This window comes from Pseudomonas sp. AB6 (assembly GCF_034314105.1).
GTDB lineage: Bacteria > Pseudomonadota > Gammaproteobacteria > Pseudomonadales > Pseudomonadaceae > Aquipseudomonas.
The window spans coordinates 2,751,343-2,768,144 of the sequence record NZ_JAVIWJ010000001.1 but is presented as its reverse complement, the minus strand read 5'-3'; the positions used below and the strand labels follow the sequence as shown (position 1 = coordinate 2,768,144).

Sequence of the window (16,802 nt, the reverse complement as noted above, 5' to 3'; positions counted from 1 at the left end):
GGCGGGTTGTCCACTGAGTTATCCACAGCTTCTGTGGATTGTCCCAAGCGCTTGCTCTAGCTCGGGGGTGCCACGTGTTTTTTTACAAATCGGCATTATATAAATCGGAATCATTTTTTAAGAGGGAGACAGGTATAAATTTTCGCTATTAACTCTTTGGGATGATTACCAATGTCGCACTGTGCTGGTGAATTTGGTTGTGGACTTTACTCCGTTGGAAAATAGCGTACAGTCGCGCGCTTTTATTCACGCCCGCGGCGGATATGAACCGCCGTGACCAAAAACGGCGGGTATCCTTGCCTGGCCCGTTCGATGATGGTGTTTTGGAGTTCTTATGGCTTTGGAGCTGACCAGCGTATGGCTAGGCCTGGGTGTGGCGGCGTTGCCATTATTGGCGCTTGCGTGGCAACTGCAGCGGCGGCTAGCTCGACAGCTCGTCGAGGCTGCCTTGCTTGACGAGCGCTTGATTACCGCGCAAATGGCGCAGGCCGGCCTCAATGCTCAACTTGACGCTTCTCGCGACGAAATCAGTGACTTGAGCCACGCTAACGCCGCAAAGCAAGCAGACCTTGCAGCTACGCGTCGCGAGGTTGAGCTATTGCAGCAGGACCGTGCCTTTGCGCGCGACGTTGCCCAAAACTGGAATCTGGAGAAAGCGAGTAAAGAGTCTGAGCTTCGACATCTGGGTGCGCGGTGTGCATCGCTGGACGCCGAGTTACGCGAGCAACAGGAAAGCCATCAGCAGCGCTTAAGCGATCTTCAAGGATCAAGGGATGAATTGCGTGCGCAATTTGCCGAATTGGCCAGCAAGATATTCGACGAACGGGAGCAGCGTTTTGCTGAAACGAGTCAGCAACAACTTGGGCAGTTGCTCAATCCGTTAAAAGAACGCATTCAGTTGTTTGAAAAACGCGTTGAGGAAAGTTATCAGCAGGAAGCGCGTGAGCGGTTTTCGCTTGGTAAGGAGCTGGAGCGTCTCCAGCAGCTGAATCAGCGTCTAAGCGATGAAGCTACCAACCTCACGCGCGCGCTCAAAGGGCAAAAAACTCAAGGTAACTGGGGCGAGCTGATTCTTGAGCGAGTTTTGGAACACGCTGGTTTGGAAAAAGGCCGTGAATATCAAACTCAGGTCAGCCTTAAAGGGCCGGACGGCGAGCGTTTTCAGCCGGATGTTTTGATTATGCTGCCTGGCGATAAGCAAGTAGTGGTAGACGCCAAGGTCAGCTTGACTGCGTATCAGCAATACGTATCAGCCGATGATGAGGAGATAGGCCAAGCTGCGCTGAAACAACACGTGCTGTCCTTGCGTAACCATGTCAAAGGCCTCTCAGGCAAGGATTACAAGCGTCTCGAAGGTCTGCACAGCCTAGATTTCGTCCTGCTGTTTGTGCCCATCGAGGCGGCCTTTTCTGCTGCGCTGCAAGCGGAGCCGAACCTGTTTCAAGAAGCGTTCGACCGTAATATCGTTATTGTCAGTCCGACTACCTTGCTTGCGACACTGCGCGTGATTGACAGCTTATGGAAGCAAGAGCGGCAAAGCCAGAACGCCCGCGAAATTGCAGAGCGTGCGGGCTGGCTCTACGACAAGTTTGTGTTGTTTATCCAGGACCTGGACGAAGTGGGCAATCGCTTGCAGCAACTCGATAAAGCCTACGGTGCAGCTCGTAACAAGCTGACTGATGGCCGGGGTAATCTGGTCAGCCGCAGCGAGCAATTGAAGTTGCTCGGCGCGCGCGCCAGTAAAAACCTTCCCGCTGATTTGCTGGAAAAAGCCATGACCGACGAAGACGGTGGACGGCAGTTGCCGGAGTGAAATGAAAATTGCTGAATTGCGGCTGTACTAGTCGACGAGTGGCTTAGTCGTTGAGACGTTATGTCACAAATTCTTCCCGCGACATTCGGAAGCAGGCGTAAAGTACGACATCGCACTATGATTAGTAAGACGCGGCAAGGCGTATGTCAGTCGCGGAGCATTTCCCTGAAGGGGGGCGTTATGAACAGTAAATTGCAAGAATGGCTCCATGATTTCGGCGTTGCCCTTGGCCTGATCGAGCGGCCAAAGCTACAGCCTATCCCGGTTCGTACGGATGAAGAGCGTCGGCGCCCTCGTCGATAGCTGCTCGGCATTCAATCGGTTCCGGTGAGTACCAGAATCACATCCACTAGAATTTGCAGCGTTAGGTATTCAGGCGCCTTGTGGATTCGGACTTTGATTCGGGTGGGAAAGACGATATCAAACTCGGATTCCAGTCGATCGAGCAGATCCTCGATCTCGGGGTGTTCCAACGCCAAGTCTTTGAGCGTTGCGTTTTCGTGAATTTCTTGCTTGTCAATTAGCATCACGCCCAGCGTGTTGTAGAGGTGTTGCTGAATATCTAGTCGCTCCATGACAATTCCGCTTCCGTCACTGACAGAAATGAGCCTCGTACTTTCCTGCCCAAGGCCCTCGTCAGTAAGGCTAGCTCACTCTGTGATTGTTGGCCGAGGCGCAGCAACCACAGGGTAACTCCAGGGGCTTTGCGCCTTAAATAGGCTGCGCGACGGCTGCCGGTCGCGGTGACAACAGGCTGACCACTACGAAACTGATCAGGCCCACCGATAAGCTGTAGTAAATCGGTGTGTTGGCATCGAATCCGTCCTTGAGCATAAAAGCCAACGCCGTCAAAAACCCGAGGACCATGCTGGTTATCGCGCCTGCGGTGGTCGCCCGTTTCCAGTAAATCGCACCAATCAATGGAACCAGCATGCCGCCTACCAACAGGTTGTAGGCTAGAGTCAGCGCGCTTATCACGTCATGAACTACCAGCGCAATAGCGAGTACTGCCAAGCCTGTCAACGCAGTGAACAGCCGGTTGACGCCCAGGCTCGATTGTCTGCCGCCACGCAAGCGTGGCAGCAGGTCTTCGGTCAGAGTGGTCGATGCTGCAAGCAGGCCAGCACTGGCGGTGGACATCATGGCCGCCAACGCAGCAGCGATCACCAAACCACGCACGCCATCGGGCAGTGAGACTTTAACAATGGCCGCAAAAGCGTTGTTAACATTGTCCAGATTGGGCAGTAAAACGTGGGCAGCCATGCCGATCAGCGCGCAGGCCAAGCCATAAAAAATGCAGTACACACCTGCGACGGTCCCTGCGTATTTGGCGATTTTGTCCGTGCGCGCAGTGAACACGCGCTGCCAGATGTCCTGGCCGATCAGGATTCCGAAAAAGTAAATCAAGAAGTAAGTGATGATCGTGTCCCAGCCAATAGTCGTCCAGCTGAAACTCGACGCTGGAAGCTTGGCCACCAACTGGTCCCAACCGCCAACGCGGTACAGGCAGATGGGTAATAGGATGAACATCAGGCCGACGGTCTTGATCACGAACTGGACAATATCGGTCAGAGTCAGTGACCACATGCCACCAATCGCCGAATACACCACCACCACGCCACCGCCGAGTAATACCGACACCCAAAATGGCAACCCGAATAACACTTGCATCACTGTGCCTATGGCCAGAATCGAGGTCACGCCGATCATCAGTGCATAGGCGAGCATGATCACTGCACTGGCCTGGCGGGCCGTCGCGTTGTAGCGTTTTTCCAACACTTGAGTGACGGTAAAAATGCGTAATTTAAGTAGCGGTTTAGCAAGAAACAAGTTGAGCGCGATAATGCCCAGGCCCAAGGCTGCGCATAGCCAAAAACCGGAAATCCCGTGGACGTAACCCAGGCGAACGGTGCCAACCGTTGACGCGCCACCGAGTACTGTGGCGGCCATCGTGCCCATATACAAAGTGGGGCCGAGGTTGCGTCCTGCGACCAAGTAGTCTTCGTGAGTTTTTGCTTTGCGCATACCGTACCAGCCGAGCACCAACATGCCGGCGGCATATATGAGGACAACGAAAATATCTAAAGCCATGGCAGGGTGTCTCCAATCATTATTTTTATAGTGGTTCGTCGACTGTCGAGCGCAGTCTTCATTCAGACGCCCCCGCCGGCAAATTGCTTGCATTCGAGGAAGCCCAGTCGATCGTGTAGCGGAATCAGGCTGTGATGTTTCAGCGGTGCGCTACGCCAGGCAACACGCAAAGCATTTCGTAAAGCAAGTTGGCGCCCAGCAATGAGGTATTACCGGTGGTGTCATAAGGCGGCGAGATTTCTACCAGATCGCATCCGACCAATTCAAGACCTTGGCAGCCCCGGATGATTTCAATGGCCTGAATTGTAGTCAAACCACCGATTTCAGGAGTGCCAGTACCTGGCGCCCAGGCCGGATCGATACCGTCGATATCGAAGCTGAGATAAACCGGGCCGCCCCCGACTTTTTCGCGGACTTCTTCCATCAGTTGGGACAGAGATTTGTGCCAGCACTCTTCGGCCTGGACCACGCGGAAGCCTTGTTTGCGACTCCAGTTGAAGTCTTCAGCGGTATATCCCTGAGCTCGCAAACCGATCTGAACAACCCGCTGACAATCGAGCAGGCCTTCTTCTACCGCGCGGCGGAACGTCGTGCCGTGAGCAATTTTCTCGCCGAACATATGGTCATTGACGTCAGCATGGGCGTCGATATGCACCAACCCGACTTTGCCGTGCTTTTTATGCATCGCCCGCAAGATGGGCAATGTGATGGTGTGATCGCCGCCCAGGGTCAGCGGGATGACATTGTGTTCGAGGATCTGGTCATAGGATTCCTCGATGATGCGTACGGCGTCCAGCAAATTGAAGGTATTGATCGCCACATCGCCGATATCGGCCACGGAAAGCGAATCGAACGGAGCAGCGCCAGTAGCCATGTTGTAGGGGCGAATCATCACGGACTCGGCACGAATTTCACGTGGCCCGAAGCGAGTGCCGGGGCGCAGCGACGTACCGATGTCAAGCGGGACGCCGATGAAAGCGGCATCCAAGCCAGCCGCCGACTGCAAGTGAGGTAAACGCATCATGGTGGCGATACCGGCGAAACGCGGCATTTCATTCCCGCCCAGTGGTTGGTGCAAAATCTTTTCCACAGGATTGCCTCATCGTTATTGTCGTGTAGGTTGATTGTGCAAAGGCTGGCCTGTGGAAAGAATCGCTGACGCAAAATACTTAGTTCAGAGAAATCGGAACTAACGCTAAACTAAGTCTGTTTTTTGGCCTCCTCACCTTAGATTCCACTCTCTTCTGTAGGAGTCTGGTACTCATTTGATCACGCCTACGGATTTTTAATGGCCAGCACGTTACCCGACCTGAAACTCCTGCGTATCTTCGCCAGCGTGGTGCGTCACCAGGGGTTTTCCAGCGCCCAGCAAGAACTTAACCTCTCTACTTCGGCCATTAGTACGTACATGAGCCAGCTAGAGACGGCCTTGGGTCTGATACTTTGCCATCGAGGGCGTGGCGGATTCAGTTTGACCAGCAAGGGCGAGTTGTTTCATCAGGAAACCTTGCGCCTGCTGGGTGAGCTTGAAGGTTTCGAGCAGTACGCGGCGTCCCTCAAGGGCGAGCTGCGCGGAACGCTTAATCTGGGCGTGATTGATTCCACCGTGAGTGATCGAGCGTTGCCCTTCGCCGAAGCTATTGGCGCCTACAGTCAAGAACACCCGGCCGTGCATTTACACCTGTCGGTTATGAGTCCGTATGAGTTGCAACTCGGTGTCCAGGACAATCGACTCGACCTGGCGATAGGCGCGTTCTCTACGCGAATGAGTGGACTGGTTTATCAGCCGCTCTATCGCGAGCAACACTGGCTTTATTGCAGCAACCGCCATCCCTTGTTTAGCGAGCGACGTGTTCCCGAGCCGGTCATCGCACAGCAGCGTATGGTTGGTCGGGGTTACTGGAGCCAAGCGGAGCTGGCGCGACACGGTTTCAAACACAGCGCAGCTACAGTGGAAAGTATGGAGGCCCAGCTAATATTGGTGCTGTCAGGCGCATACATTGGTTATTTGCCCGAGCACTATGCGCAAGCGTGGGCCGACTCAGGTCATCTACGGGTGCTGTTGCCCGCGACCTTTGGCTATCAGGCGCCGTTTTCGATGATTGTGCGCCGTGGCCGCAGCCGTGAGCCGTTGATCCAGACTTTCCGTGATCTGCTGAAAACGCAGCTCAATCAACAGCAGAGCTGAGAAATACTATGTCCCGTACCCAATGCGCTCGTTGTCTGCGTCCCGAGACTCACTGCCTGTGTACATTGATTCCGCAGCTCGACAGTCATACTAGAGTGCTGATTCTCCAGCATCCCAGCGAAGTAGGCCACGCCCTCAATACTGCCCGTCTAGCGGCGTTGGGACTCATCAATGCCGAGTTGGTTGTAGGCGAGGTATTCGATGATTTGCCGATATTGTTAGATCGGCCGGGTTACCACGCGCGGCTACTGTTTCCAGGGGAGGGTGCGCAGGCATTGGTCGCTTATCAGAATGTCGCAGAATATAAAGATGATCATCCACTGCTATTGGTCGTACCGGATGGCACGTGGCGCAAAGCGCGTAAGTTACTGCATATGAATCCTGCGTTAGCAGCGCTACCAAGGGTTACGATCGGGCAAGCCGTTGCCTCGCGCTATCGGCTGCGCAAAGCGCCAGATCCAAGTGCGTTATCGACCATAGAAGCCATCGCGCAGGCCCTCAATACGCTAGAGTCGCCCAAGACATTCACGCTGCTCTTACGGCCCTTCGATGCGTTGATCGACGGTCAAATTGCAGCAATGGGCGAAGATACTTATCAGCGCCACCACCTATAGCTTCAGCCGTTCAGTGATGACTGGCGGGCGGCCTTGGATTCGATCATCCGGTTGATATATGCCTCCGTCTCGCGTTCAGCATCAATACGAGTGAAGTAAGGGCCTTCCAGGGTATTTTCCCGGGTGCTGAAAAAGTACTTCCCATTAACCAACGAAACACGATCACTGCGGTAATGAACGGTAGGGATTGGGTCTTGCAAGCGCTTTCCGAACATGGTCGATATCCTGAGTCTGGACCTTAGTGATAAGTCTAGTGGCTAAAACAGTAACTCGAAACTGGCCATTAGTGGCACAAAAGCGTCAAGCGGCCGCACGTCACAGAGAACGGAACACAGTTTTCGGGAATCTCCCCTCTCAACTGTCACTGTGTCGTTCGTTCATCCGCGCCTAGAATGGCGATCACTGCTGCATTTTCCGTTTTTGCCTTTACAGAGAGCACGCTCATGCATGTTTCATCTGGCCGATGGTTATATGGCTTGTCTTTGGCTCTTGTAACAGCGGTGCTGTGGGGCGTTCTGCCGGTGAAACTCAAGCAGGTACTCCAAGCGATGGACCCCATCACGGTGACGTGGTTCCGGCTTTTAGTCTCAGGGTCGCTGTTATTCATCTGGCTAGCATCGGTGAGGCGTTTGCCCAGCTTCAAACTCCTTGGCCGCAAGGGCAAGATTTTGTTGGCATTGTCTGTTTTTGGATTGGTTGGCAACTATGTGCTTTATCTGATCGGTTTAAGAATGCTCAGCCCTGGTACTACGCAGTTGGTTATTCAAGTAGGGCCGATCTTATTGCTCATCAGCAGCATTTTTCTGTTCAAGGAACGTTTCGGTATTGGCCAGGGGATCGGGTTGCTGGTGTTGTTGATGGGGTTTGGTCTGTTCTTCAACCAGCGCTTGGAGGAACTGTTGACCTCGTTAAGTGATTACACGGCGGGAATACTCACGGTATTACTGGCGTCAGCTGTCTGGACGTTTTATGGATTAAGTCAGAAGCAGTTGCTCACCGTCTGGAATTCACTGCAAGTGATGATGATCATTTACCTGTTTTGTGCGCTGTTAATCACGCCTTGGGCACACCCGTCCGAAGCCTTGCAGCTTAGCCGGTTACAGGGTTGGTTATTGCTAGCGTGCTGCCTCAATACGTTGGTGGCATATGGCGCATTTGCCGAAGCGTTGGCGCATTGGGAGGCATCGCGAGTCAGCGCCACGCTGGCGCTGACGCCTCTGGTCACCCTCGCTTCAGTGGCAACTGCGGCTTGGTTATGGCCCGATTATGTGCAGGCCGAAGACCTGAACGGATTGGGTTACAGCGGAGCAGTATTGGTAGTGCTTGGCTCGGCACTCACCGCCCTAGGCCCTTCCTTGATCGCGGGCCTGCGGGCACGACGGGCGAGGTTGGCTGAGGCTTAAAGCTAAAAAAATGAGACGTGCCCTCTCTCACAGAGGGTACGCCGCATAACTTCAGTCATTACCCGCTCCCAGCATTTTTTCGGGGCGTACCCACGCATCGAACTCTGCTTGCGTCAGATACCCTAACGCTAACGACGCTTGGCGCAAGGTTAAACCCTCGCTGTAGGCTTTTTTAGCGATTTGCGCTGATTTGTCGTAGCCAATGTGCGGATTAAGGGCTGTCACCAGCATCAAACCGCGTTCTAAGTGTTCAGCCATCTTCGCCGCATCAGGCTCCATGCCTGAGACGCAATGTTCCTGAAAGTTATTGCAGCCATCGGCTAACAAGCGAATCGACTGCAGGAGGTTGTGGATGATTACTGGCTTGAATACGTTTAACTGTAAATGGCCCTGACTGGCAGCGAAACCAATCGTGACGTCATTGCCCAGCACTTGGCAGGCGAGCATAGACAGCGCTTCACATTGGGTCGGGTTGACCTTGCCCGGCATGATCGAACTGCCAGGCTCGTTAGCTGGCAACTTGACCTCGGCAAGCCCGGCTCTTGGGCCAGAACCCAGCAAACGCAGATCGTTGGCGATTTTCATGAGTGTCACCGCCAAGGTTTTAAGCGCGCCCGACAATGCGGTCAGAGGTTCATGTCCTGCGAGGGCGGCGAACTTGTTCGGTGCTGTGACAAACGGTAAACCGGAAAGGGCGGCCAGTTCGGCAGCAACCGCCTCGGAAAATCCGTGCGGCGCGTTTAGACCGGTTCCTACGGCGGTGCCGCCTTGCGCCAATTCATAGACGGCGGGCAAGGTATGACGAATGGCTTTCGCTGAATAATCGAGCTGAGCCACATAAGCCGAAACTTCTTGGCCAAAGGTGATCGGCGTCGCGTCCATCATATGAGTGCGGCCAGTCTTGACCAGCTTCATGTGCCGCGCTGATTGCTCGGCTAATCCATCGGACAATTGAACAATAGCGGGCAGCAGATGCTCATTTACTGCTTGCGCTGCGGCAATGTGCATCGCCGTCGGGAAGCAGTCGTTGGAGCTTTGCGAGCGGTTTACATGATCGTTCGGGTGTACCGGCACTTTACCGCCACGGCCGTTGCCGGCCAGCTCGTTAGCGCGTCCGGCAATAACTTCATTGACGTTCATATTGCTTTGGGTGCCGCTGCCGGTTTGCCAGACCACTAACGGGAATTGTTCATCTAGCTGGCCATCTAGCACTTCGTCAGCGGACTGTTCGATCAGGCGAGCAATGTCAGCAGGCAGGCTACCGTTGCGGTCATTGACCCGTGCGGCCGCTTTCTTGATCAGGGCCAACGAGTGCAACACCGCGAGCGGCATGCGCTGGTCGCCAATAGCGAAGTTGATCAACGAGCGTTGAGTCTGGGCGCCCCAGTAAGCATCATCGGGGACGTCGATCTGACCAATGCTGTCGGTTTCGATACGGCTCATCGGGCTTGCTCCTCTAGGCTGTTTGCGCAGTTTAGGCTTAGTTAATCCTCATGGGTTCCCTTGATGGCCTTTTTAGCCCCCCAACTAACCACTCAGGCAGTCAGGGGTTGAGCCACACGCTGACATGAGCGCAGAATGTCCGGCCTTGGGGTTATGCCTCGCCTGCTAGATGATAAAGGACACTCGATGACCCGTCTTCGTGCCATCTGTACTGCGGTTGCTCTGGTATGCGCCAGCGGCCAGGTTTTTGCCGATACCGCTAGCCACAACGCCAGTGCCGAAACTTTCCTCAAGCTGGCTCATGCCGACAAGCTTGGCACCCCGGTGTACATGCAAGTTCAGCAGATGTTCCAGCAGCGCTTTGATGAATCCAAAGCCCCAGCGGCGAAAAAGGCTCTGCTTGAGACTTACCAGGCCAAGGCCAATGCTGCATTGGATCAGTCCATCGGTTGGGACAAGCTCAAGCCTGATATGGTCAAGCTTTACACCGCTAACTTTACTGAAGGCGAATTGAAGGAGCTGGTTGCGTTTTATCAGTCCCCGTTGGGCAAGAAAGTGCTGACTAAAATGCCTGAGCTGACTCAGCAATCGGCTCAGTTGACTCAAGGCAAGCTGGAAGCCGCCGTGCCTGTTGTCAATAAGCTGCTAGCCGACATGACCAATGAGCTGGACCCGAGCAAGAACGCCGTTGCTCCTCCTGCACCCGCCAAAAAGCCTTAAGCGAAGCCTGACGACATGACCATGCAGCAGCGAATAGAAGCCACGCTGGCCGCCTTTCAGCCGCAGCACTTGAAAGTGCTTGATGAAAGCCACATGCACAGTCGTGGCTTGCAGACTCATTTCAAGGCAGTGCTGGTCAGCGATCAGTTCACTGGCTTGAATGCGGTCAAACGCCACCAGAGGGTCTATGCCGCGCTGGGCGATTTGATGGGCGAGTTCCATGCGTTGGCGTTGCACACCTATACGCCTGAAGAATGGGCAAAGATCGGTGCCGCACCCGATTCACCCACCTGTGCCGGTGGAGGGCACTCAGGGTGAAGGGAGTGCAGAAACTTTGTTAGAATCTTGATCGCGCCGCTTAGTCGGCGCTTTTTTTATATCGGGTCGGCTCTTTGCGAGAGCACCCACCTGGAGACGCAACATGACTCAAAAAATTGTCGTGGCGGCACTGTATAAATTCGTCACGCTCACTGATTACGTTGACCTGCGCGAGCCCTTGCAGCAAGCAATGGTCGACAACGGCATCAAGGGCACCTTGCTCATCGCCGAAGAAGGCATCAATGGCACCATTTCCGGTAGCCGTGAAGGCATCGACGGCTTGATGGCCTGGCTGAAAAATGATCCGCGCATGGACGATATCGATCACAAAGAATCTTATTGCGACGATCAGCCGTTCTACCGGACCAAGGTCAAGCTCAAGAAAGAAATCGTCACGCTCGGTGTTGAGGGTGTTGACCCGAACAAACAGGTCGGAACCTACGTCGACCCTGAAAACTGGAATGCGCTAATCAGCGACCCTGAAGTTCTGCTGATCGATACCCGCAACGACTATGAAGTATCGATTGGCACCTTTGAAGGCGCCATTGACCCGAAGACTACTAGCTTTCGTGAATTCCCGGCTTACATCAAAGCTCACTTCAATCCGGCCAAACACAAGAAAGTCGCGATGTTCTGCACCGGCGGCATTCGCTGTGAAAAAGCTTCGAGCTACATGCTCAGCCAAGGCTTTGATGAGGTCTATCACCTCAAGGGTGGCATCCTTAAATATCTGGAAAAAGTCCCGCAAGAAGAAAGCCAGTGGCGCGGTGACTGCTTTGTTTTCGACAATCGCGTTACCGTGCGCCACGACCTGACTGAAGGTGATTACGACCAATGTCACGCTTGTCGGACGCCGATCAGCATTGATGAACGCAACAGTGAACACTATTTGCCGGGTATTAGTTGCCCGCACTGTTGGGATAACTTAAGCGAGAAAACCCGACGCAGCGCTATTGATCGTCAGAAGCAGATCGAACTGGCCAAAGCGCGAAACGAGCCACATCCCATTGGTCGCAATTACCGTCTTCCAACCGAGGCTTAAGCCATGCAAGCGCGGCTGCTTTATGTCATGGATCCAATGTGTTCCTGGTGCTGGGGCTTCGCCCCGGTAGCACAAGCCCTGATGCAGCAAGCACAAACGGCGGGCGTGGAGCTGCACCTGGTGGTGGGTGGTTTACGCACAGGTAGTGGCGCAGCGCTGGAGCCGACCGCGCGGCGCTACATTCTTGAACACTGGCAAGCTGTGGCAGACACCACCGGTCAGCCGTTTCGTTTCGAAGGCGCGTTGCCTACAGGGTTTGTTTATGACACCGAGCCGGCGTGCCGCGCCGTAGTGGCAGCACGAAGCCTAGATCCACACTGTGCCTGGATTTTGGCTAAATTAATTCAGCAGGCCTTTTATACCCAGGGCCGCGACGTCACTCAGGCTTCGGTTCTGGTGGAATTAGCCGATCAGGCCGGTTTGCCGCGCATCGTGTTCGCTGAGGCGTTTGATAGCGTCGAACAACTCACCGCCACCGCTGCGGATTTCACGTGGGTACAAGACTTGGGTATTGCGGGCTTTCCGACCTTGCTTGCCGAGCATAATGGTCAGTTGGCGTTGTTGACCAATGGCTATCAGCCTCTTGAGGCATTGGCTCCGCTATTGGGTCGTTGGTTGGAGCGTGCAGCCTGTGCCTGAGCAGTCGGTTCACCCCCAATCCTCACCGCGTACCGATCGATTAAGCTGGGCCGAAATTCGTCGACTGGCACTGCATCACCGCAAAGCGCTGTGGATTGCCAATGGCGTAGCTGTGCTGGCAACGTTATGCAGCGTGCCGATTCCGTTGCTGTTGCCGTTGTTGGTCGATGAAGTACTGCTCGGGCACGGCGACTCAGCCCTCAAGTTCATGAATCACGTGCTGCCGGAGGGGCTTCAACAAGCGATTGGTTACATCGGCCTGATGTTGTTGGTCACGTTTACTTTGCGTCTGGGTTCGCTGGTATTCAACGTTGTGCAGGCGAGGCTATTTGCCCGACTAGCCAAAGATATTGTCTATCGGATTCGCATTCGTCTGATCGAACGCCTCAAGCGCATCTCTCTCGGCGAATATGAAAGTCTGGGCAGTGGCACGGTGACCACGCACTTAGTGACCGACCTTGACACCTTGGATAAGTTTGTCGGCGAAACCTTGAGCCGCTTTCTAGTGGCCATGCTGACGCTGGTAGGCACGGCAGGCATTCTGTTATGGATGCATTGGCAATTGGCGTTGCTGATTTTGCTTTTCAATCCACTGGTAATCTACGCCACAGTCCAGCTGGGCAAGCGCGTTAAGCACCTGAAAAAACAGGAAAACGATAGCACTTCGCGTTTCACCCAGGCGTTGACTGAAACCCTGGATGCCATTCAGGAGATTCGGGCTGGCAACCGCCAAGGTTATTTTCTCGGCAGGCTGGGTATGCGGGCGAAGGAAGTGCGCGATTACGCTGTTGCCTCACAATGGAAAAGCGATGCCTCCAATCGAGCGAGCGGCCTGTTATTTCAGTTCGGAATCGATATTTTTCGCGCGGCAGCGATGCTCACAGTGCTGTTCTCTGATCTTTCAATTGGCCAGATGTTGGCGGTGTTCAGTTATCTATGGTTCATGATTGGACCGGTTGAACAGCTGCTCAATCTGCAGTATGCCTACTACGCTGCAGGAGGGGCGCTGACGCGGATCAATGAGCTGCTTGCGCGTGCTGATGAACCTCAATACCCCGGTGGCGGTGATCCGTTCACAGGGCGCGAAACGGTTGGCATCGAGGTGCGCAACCTGACATTCGGTTACGGCGAAGAGCCGGTGCTGAATCAGTTGAAGCTGTCCATTGCACCGGGAGAAAAAGTAGCAATCGTCGGTGCCAGCGGTGGTGGTAAAAGTACCTTGGTGCAACTGTTGCTGGGGCTGTACACCGCGCAATCAGGCAGTATCCGTTTCGGTGGCTTGACTCAGCAGGAAATCGGTTTCGAAACGGTGCGCGAGCATGTGTCGGTGGTCTTGCAACATCCTGCGCTGTTCAATGACAGCGTACGCGCCAACTTGACTATGGGCCGCGAGCGCACGGATGACGCCTGTTGGCGGGCGTTGGAAATCGCGCAGCTCGATGTAACTATCCAGGGCTTGCCCCAAGGGCTGGATAGCGTTCTGGGCCGCTCAGGGGTGCGTTTATCCGGTGGTCAGCGGCAACGACTGGCCATTGCCCGGATGGTATTGGCCGACCCCAAAGTGGTGATCCTTGATGAGGCTACTTCGGCCCTCGATGCCGCTACCGAATACAATTTGCATCAAGCCCTGTCCCGCTTTCTTAACGGACGCACAACATTAATCATTGCGCATCGCTTGTCCGCGGTTAAACAGGCGGACCGCGTATTGGTTTTTGATGGAGGGCGAATCGTTGAGGAGGGCGACCATCAACAGTTGATCGCTGACGGCGGGTTGTATGCAAAACTTTACGGGCATCTACAGCAAATCTGATACCGGAAATCACGCATCCCGACGTCGTTTTTATGAAAGCATTGATATACCGAACTTTTTCAAACTTCTTATATTCTTACCTTTAGGCTGATCACTCTTGATGCGGCGGTAGCGTGTGTCAAATTTGAGATAAAAACACCCTTGGTGTTGTCTCTTTTTAACCTAAGCTCACTTAGTTTTTTGCTGTTGCATGGTGGGTAGTCAGGAACGCTTATTAAGGGAATCCATGAAGCAAAAGCTGATTCTTGAGCCTCGATTATTGGGCATTGTTTGGCCCTTTATTGCTGTTGTGCTTTTTCAGGCGCTTCTAGGGTGCGTGAGCTTGTACACGTTATCGGCCGTCCGGGGCTATGTTGCGGGCGAAAGCCTTTGGTCCAAAGGGCAAAAGGACGCCATTTATTACTTGAATTTGTATGCCAGCGGCGGGGATGAGCAAAGCTACCTTAGATACAAAGAGGCGATTGCTATTCCTCAGGGTGGTCATGACTTGCGCGTGGCACTTGAACGACCGATTCCAGACCTGGCGGCTGCCCGTGCCGGCCTACTGCAAGGGGGAAATCATCCCGATGATGCAATGAGCATCATTTGGCTTTATTTGAATTTTCGCCATTTCAGCTACCTTGAAAAAGCCATCGAGCTATGGAAGGTCGGTGATGGGTATCTGGTGCAATTGGATGCTATTGCCCAGCAGATGCATAGCAGCCTTACGCAAAGTAATGCCAGCGCCGCTGCCGTTTCTGGTTGGAAGTCGCAAATTAACGCCATCAACGAAGAGGTAACGCCAGCGGCTAAAGCGTTTAGCGATGCTCTAGGGGAGGGGTCGCGGTTTATTCTGCGATTGCTGTTGATCACAAACTTAGCCACCGCCGTGGTGTTGATTCTGCTGGCTCTACTGCGGGCCCACAAACTGTTGGCGCAGCGACAAGCGTTTGCCAGCGCTTTACAGCAGGAAAAAGAACGCGCTCAAGTCACGCTCGAATCGATTGGCGATGGGGTCATTACTACCGATGTAGAAGGCTCAATAGCTTATATGAATCCGGCTGCCGAGCAATTGACACATTGGAAGAGTGATCAGGCTCAAGGTTTGCCGTTGGCCGCACTGTTCAACGTGTTGGACGAAAACGATCAGAAAGACAGTTTCACACTCATCGAGCACATCCTCAGTGGCACGCTAAGTGGCGGCAGTGAGCATTCTCGACTGATTCAACGGTTGGATGGCAGCACGGTGTCGGTGGCGCTGGTCGGTTCATCGATTCAAACGGAAGGCAAGACTAGCGGCACTGTACTAGTACTGCATGATATGACGCAGGAGCGGCAGTACATTGCTAATTTGTCTTGGCAGGCAACTCACGATGCATTGACCGGACTGGTTAACCGGCGTGAATTTGAGTTTCGACTAGAACAGACCCTCAATAATCTTTCGCGCCAGTCCGGACGTCACACGCTGATGTTCCTCGATCTTGATCAATTCAAACTGGTAAATGACACCAGCGGACACGCAGCCGGGGACGAGTTGCTTAGACATATTTGTGCACTGCTGCAACAGGGGCTGCGTGAAGGTGACACGTTGGCGCGGTTGGGTGGCGATGAGTTCGGTATTCTTCTAAAGAATTGCCCCTCTGATGTAGCTGAAAAAATTGCCGAGTCCCTGCGTCAGACAGTACAAAGTCTGCATTTTGTTTGGAAGGGCCGACCTTTTGTGACGACGGTCAGTATCGGTTTAGTCAATATTGCTCAAAGCCCCGCTACGCTAGAAGGCTCATTACGTGCGGCTGACATGGCGTGTTATATGGCCAAGGAAAAAGGTCGCAACCGGGTGCAGGTTTATCATGCGGATGACTCTGAACTGTCTTTACGTGTCGGTGAGATGGCCTGGATTCAAAGGTTACACATGGCGCTGGAAGAGAACCGGTTCTGTTTGTATTCCCAAGAAATTGCAAACTTAGGGGGTGTTACCGAGCACGCAGGTGGACATATTGAAATTCTTCTGCGATTGCACGATGAAACCGGGCGCATGGTGCTGCCAGATAGTTTTATACCAGCGGCGGAGCGTTATGGTCTTATGACAACGTTGGACCGCTGGGTGGTTCGAAACGTGTTTAAGATCATTTCCCAGTGCTTGCACGAGAATAAACACAGCGGCCCCATGGCTATGTGTGCCATCAACCTGTCAGGGACCAGCATCGGAGACGATGCCTTTCTTGGATATCTGAAGGCGCAATTTGACACTTATCAAATACCCCCCGATCTGATTTGTTTTGAAATTACCGAAACCAGTGCAATCTCTGATTTGGGCAGCGCCATCCGATTTATTAATGAATTAAAAGGTTTAGGTTGCCTGTTTTCGCTTGATGACTTTTGTGCTGGGATGTCGTCGTTCGCGTACCTTAAACATTTGCCTGTAGACTTTCTTAAGATAGACGGCAGCTTTGTTAAAGACATGCTTGATGACCCGATTAATCGAGCCATGGTTGAAGTGATCAACCATATTGGTCATGTTATGGGGAAAAGGACAATTGCCGAATTTGTTGAGACGCCGCAGATCGAGCAGGCACTGCTTGAGATTGGCGTTGATTTTGCACAAGGCTACATTATTCAACGCCCGCAATTGTTTACGTGTGAAAGTCTGCATTCTAGGCCAGTCAGGCCTGCTCCTTTGATGTTTCGGGCGCCCGGGATTTTTCGCTAAACATAGTGCTGGTGGGACTACCCCACATAAAA

The 16,802-nt window shown here is 53.5% G+C and carries 16 protein-coding genes; 11 read left to right on the top strand and 5 right to left on the bottom strand.

All coding sequences use genetic code 11. The features are described from left to right. Positions 1-334: 334 nt before the first annotated feature. On the top strand, positions 335-1,813 hold the full coding sequence (rmuC, locus tag RGW60_RS13060; RefSeq protein ID WP_407074051.1) for a DNA recombination protein RmuC: 1,479 nt from the start codon (positions 335-337) through the stop codon (positions 1,811-1,813). Between the two features lie 180 nt (positions 1,814-1,993). Beyond that, positions 1,994-2,116 carry a PA1414 family protein gene (locus RGW60_RS13055; RefSeq protein WP_322165608.1) on the top strand — a complete coding sequence of 41 codons (123 nt, stop codon included), beginning with the start codon at positions 1,994-1,996 and terminating at the stop codon, positions 2,114-2,116. An 11-nt stretch (positions 2,117-2,127) separates the two neighbouring features. Here RGW60_RS13055 and RGW60_RS13050 read toward each other — a convergent pair whose 3' ends face one another. The 3 genes from RGW60_RS13050 to speB all read right to left on the bottom strand — a co-directional run bounded on the left by RGW60_RS13050 (position 2,128) and on the right by speB (position 4,994). Beyond that, on the bottom strand, positions 2,128-2,388 hold the full coding sequence (locus RGW60_RS13050; RefSeq protein ID WP_322204991.1) for a hypothetical protein: 261 nt from the start codon (positions 2,386-2,388) through the stop codon (positions 2,128-2,130). Positions 2,389-2,524: 136 nt separating this feature from the next. Further along, complete coding sequence (locus tag RGW60_RS13045) at positions 2,525-3,904, bottom strand: sodium:solute symporter (protein ID WP_322204990.1); 1,380 nt, start codon at positions 3,902-3,904, stop codon at positions 2,525-2,527. Positions 3,905-4,043: 139 nt separating this feature from the next. Next, the gene (gene speB / locus RGW60_RS13040) at positions 4,044-4,994 is read right to left on the bottom strand and encodes an agmatinase (protein ID WP_322204989.1); all 951 of its coding nucleotides are present in this window, start codon (positions 4,992-4,994) and stop codon (positions 4,044-4,046) included. Positions 4,995-5,192: 198 nt separating this feature from the next. On the opposite strand from speB, the gene RGW60_RS13035 reads away from it, so the two are divergent. Beyond that, the gene (locus tag RGW60_RS13035) at positions 5,193-6,092 is read left to right on the top strand and encodes a LysR family transcriptional regulator (protein ID WP_322204988.1); all 900 of its coding nucleotides are present in this window, start codon (positions 5,193-5,195) and stop codon (positions 6,090-6,092) included. An 8-nt stretch (positions 6,093-6,100) separates the two neighbouring features. Beyond that, the gene (locus RGW60_RS13030; protein ID WP_322204987.1) at positions 6,101-6,706 is read left to right on the top strand and encodes a tRNA-uridine aminocarboxypropyltransferase; all 606 of its coding nucleotides are present in this window, start codon (positions 6,101-6,103) and stop codon (positions 6,704-6,706) included. A 2-nt stretch (positions 6,707-6,708) separates the two neighbouring features. Here the strand turns inward: RGW60_RS13030 and RGW60_RS13025 are convergent, their stop codons facing one another. Next, on the bottom strand, positions 6,709-6,921 hold the full coding sequence (locus RGW60_RS13025; protein WP_322204986.1) for a DUF6316 family protein: 213 nt from the start codon (positions 6,919-6,921) through the stop codon (positions 6,709-6,711). 228 nt (positions 6,922-7,149) lie between these two features. On the opposite strand from RGW60_RS13025, the gene RGW60_RS13020 reads away from it, so the two are divergent. Further along, on the top strand, positions 7,150-8,109 hold the full coding sequence (locus tag RGW60_RS13020) for a DMT family transporter (protein WP_322204985.1): 960 nt from the start codon (positions 7,150-7,152) through the stop codon (positions 8,107-8,109). Between the two features lie 51 nt (positions 8,110-8,160). On the opposite strand, the gene RGW60_RS13015 is transcribed toward RGW60_RS13020, so the two are convergent. After that, positions 8,161-9,552 carry a class II fumarate hydratase gene (locus RGW60_RS13015; RefSeq protein WP_322204984.1) on the bottom strand — a complete coding sequence of 464 codons (1,392 nt, stop codon included), beginning with the start codon at positions 9,550-9,552 and terminating at the stop codon, positions 8,161-8,163. Positions 9,553-9,738: 186 nt separating this feature from the next. Here RGW60_RS13015 and RGW60_RS13010 point away from each other — a divergent pair, with 186 nt between their 5' ends. The 6 genes from RGW60_RS13010 (at position 9,739) to RGW60_RS12985 (ending at position 16,770) form a co-directional block, all read left to right on the top strand. Beyond that, a complete protein-coding gene (locus RGW60_RS13010) occupies positions 9,739-10,272 on the top strand; it encodes a DUF2059 domain-containing protein (protein WP_322204983.1) in 534 nt (177 codons plus the stop codon). Between the two features lie 15 nt (positions 10,273-10,287). Then, positions 10,288-10,590 (top strand): BolA family protein, encoded by a 303-nt coding sequence (locus RGW60_RS13005; protein WP_322204982.1) that lies wholly within the window; start codon positions 10,288-10,290, stop codon positions 10,588-10,590. Between the two features lie 103 nt (positions 10,591-10,693). Continuing rightward, positions 10,694-11,632, top strand: a complete 939-nt coding sequence (locus RGW60_RS13000) for a rhodanese-related sulfurtransferase (RefSeq protein WP_322204981.1) — start codon at positions 10,694-10,696, stop codon at positions 11,630-11,632. A 3-nt stretch (positions 11,633-11,635) separates the two neighbouring features. Then, a complete protein-coding gene (locus tag RGW60_RS12995; RefSeq protein WP_322204980.1) occupies positions 11,636-12,271 on the top strand; it encodes a DsbA family protein in 636 nt (211 codons plus the stop codon). Next, complete coding sequence (locus RGW60_RS12990; protein WP_407074050.1) at positions 12,201-14,081, top strand: ABC transporter ATP-binding protein; 1,881 nt, start codon at positions 12,201-12,203, stop codon at positions 14,079-14,081. Before RGW60_RS12995 ends, RGW60_RS12990 begins: the two co-directional genes overlap by 71 nt. Positions 14,082-14,307: 226 nt before the next feature. Beyond that, entirely contained in the window at positions 14,308-16,770 is a 2,463-nt protein-coding gene (locus tag RGW60_RS12985; protein WP_322204978.1) for an EAL domain-containing protein, read from the top strand. The last annotated feature ends 32 nt before the right edge of the window (positions 16,771-16,802 follow it).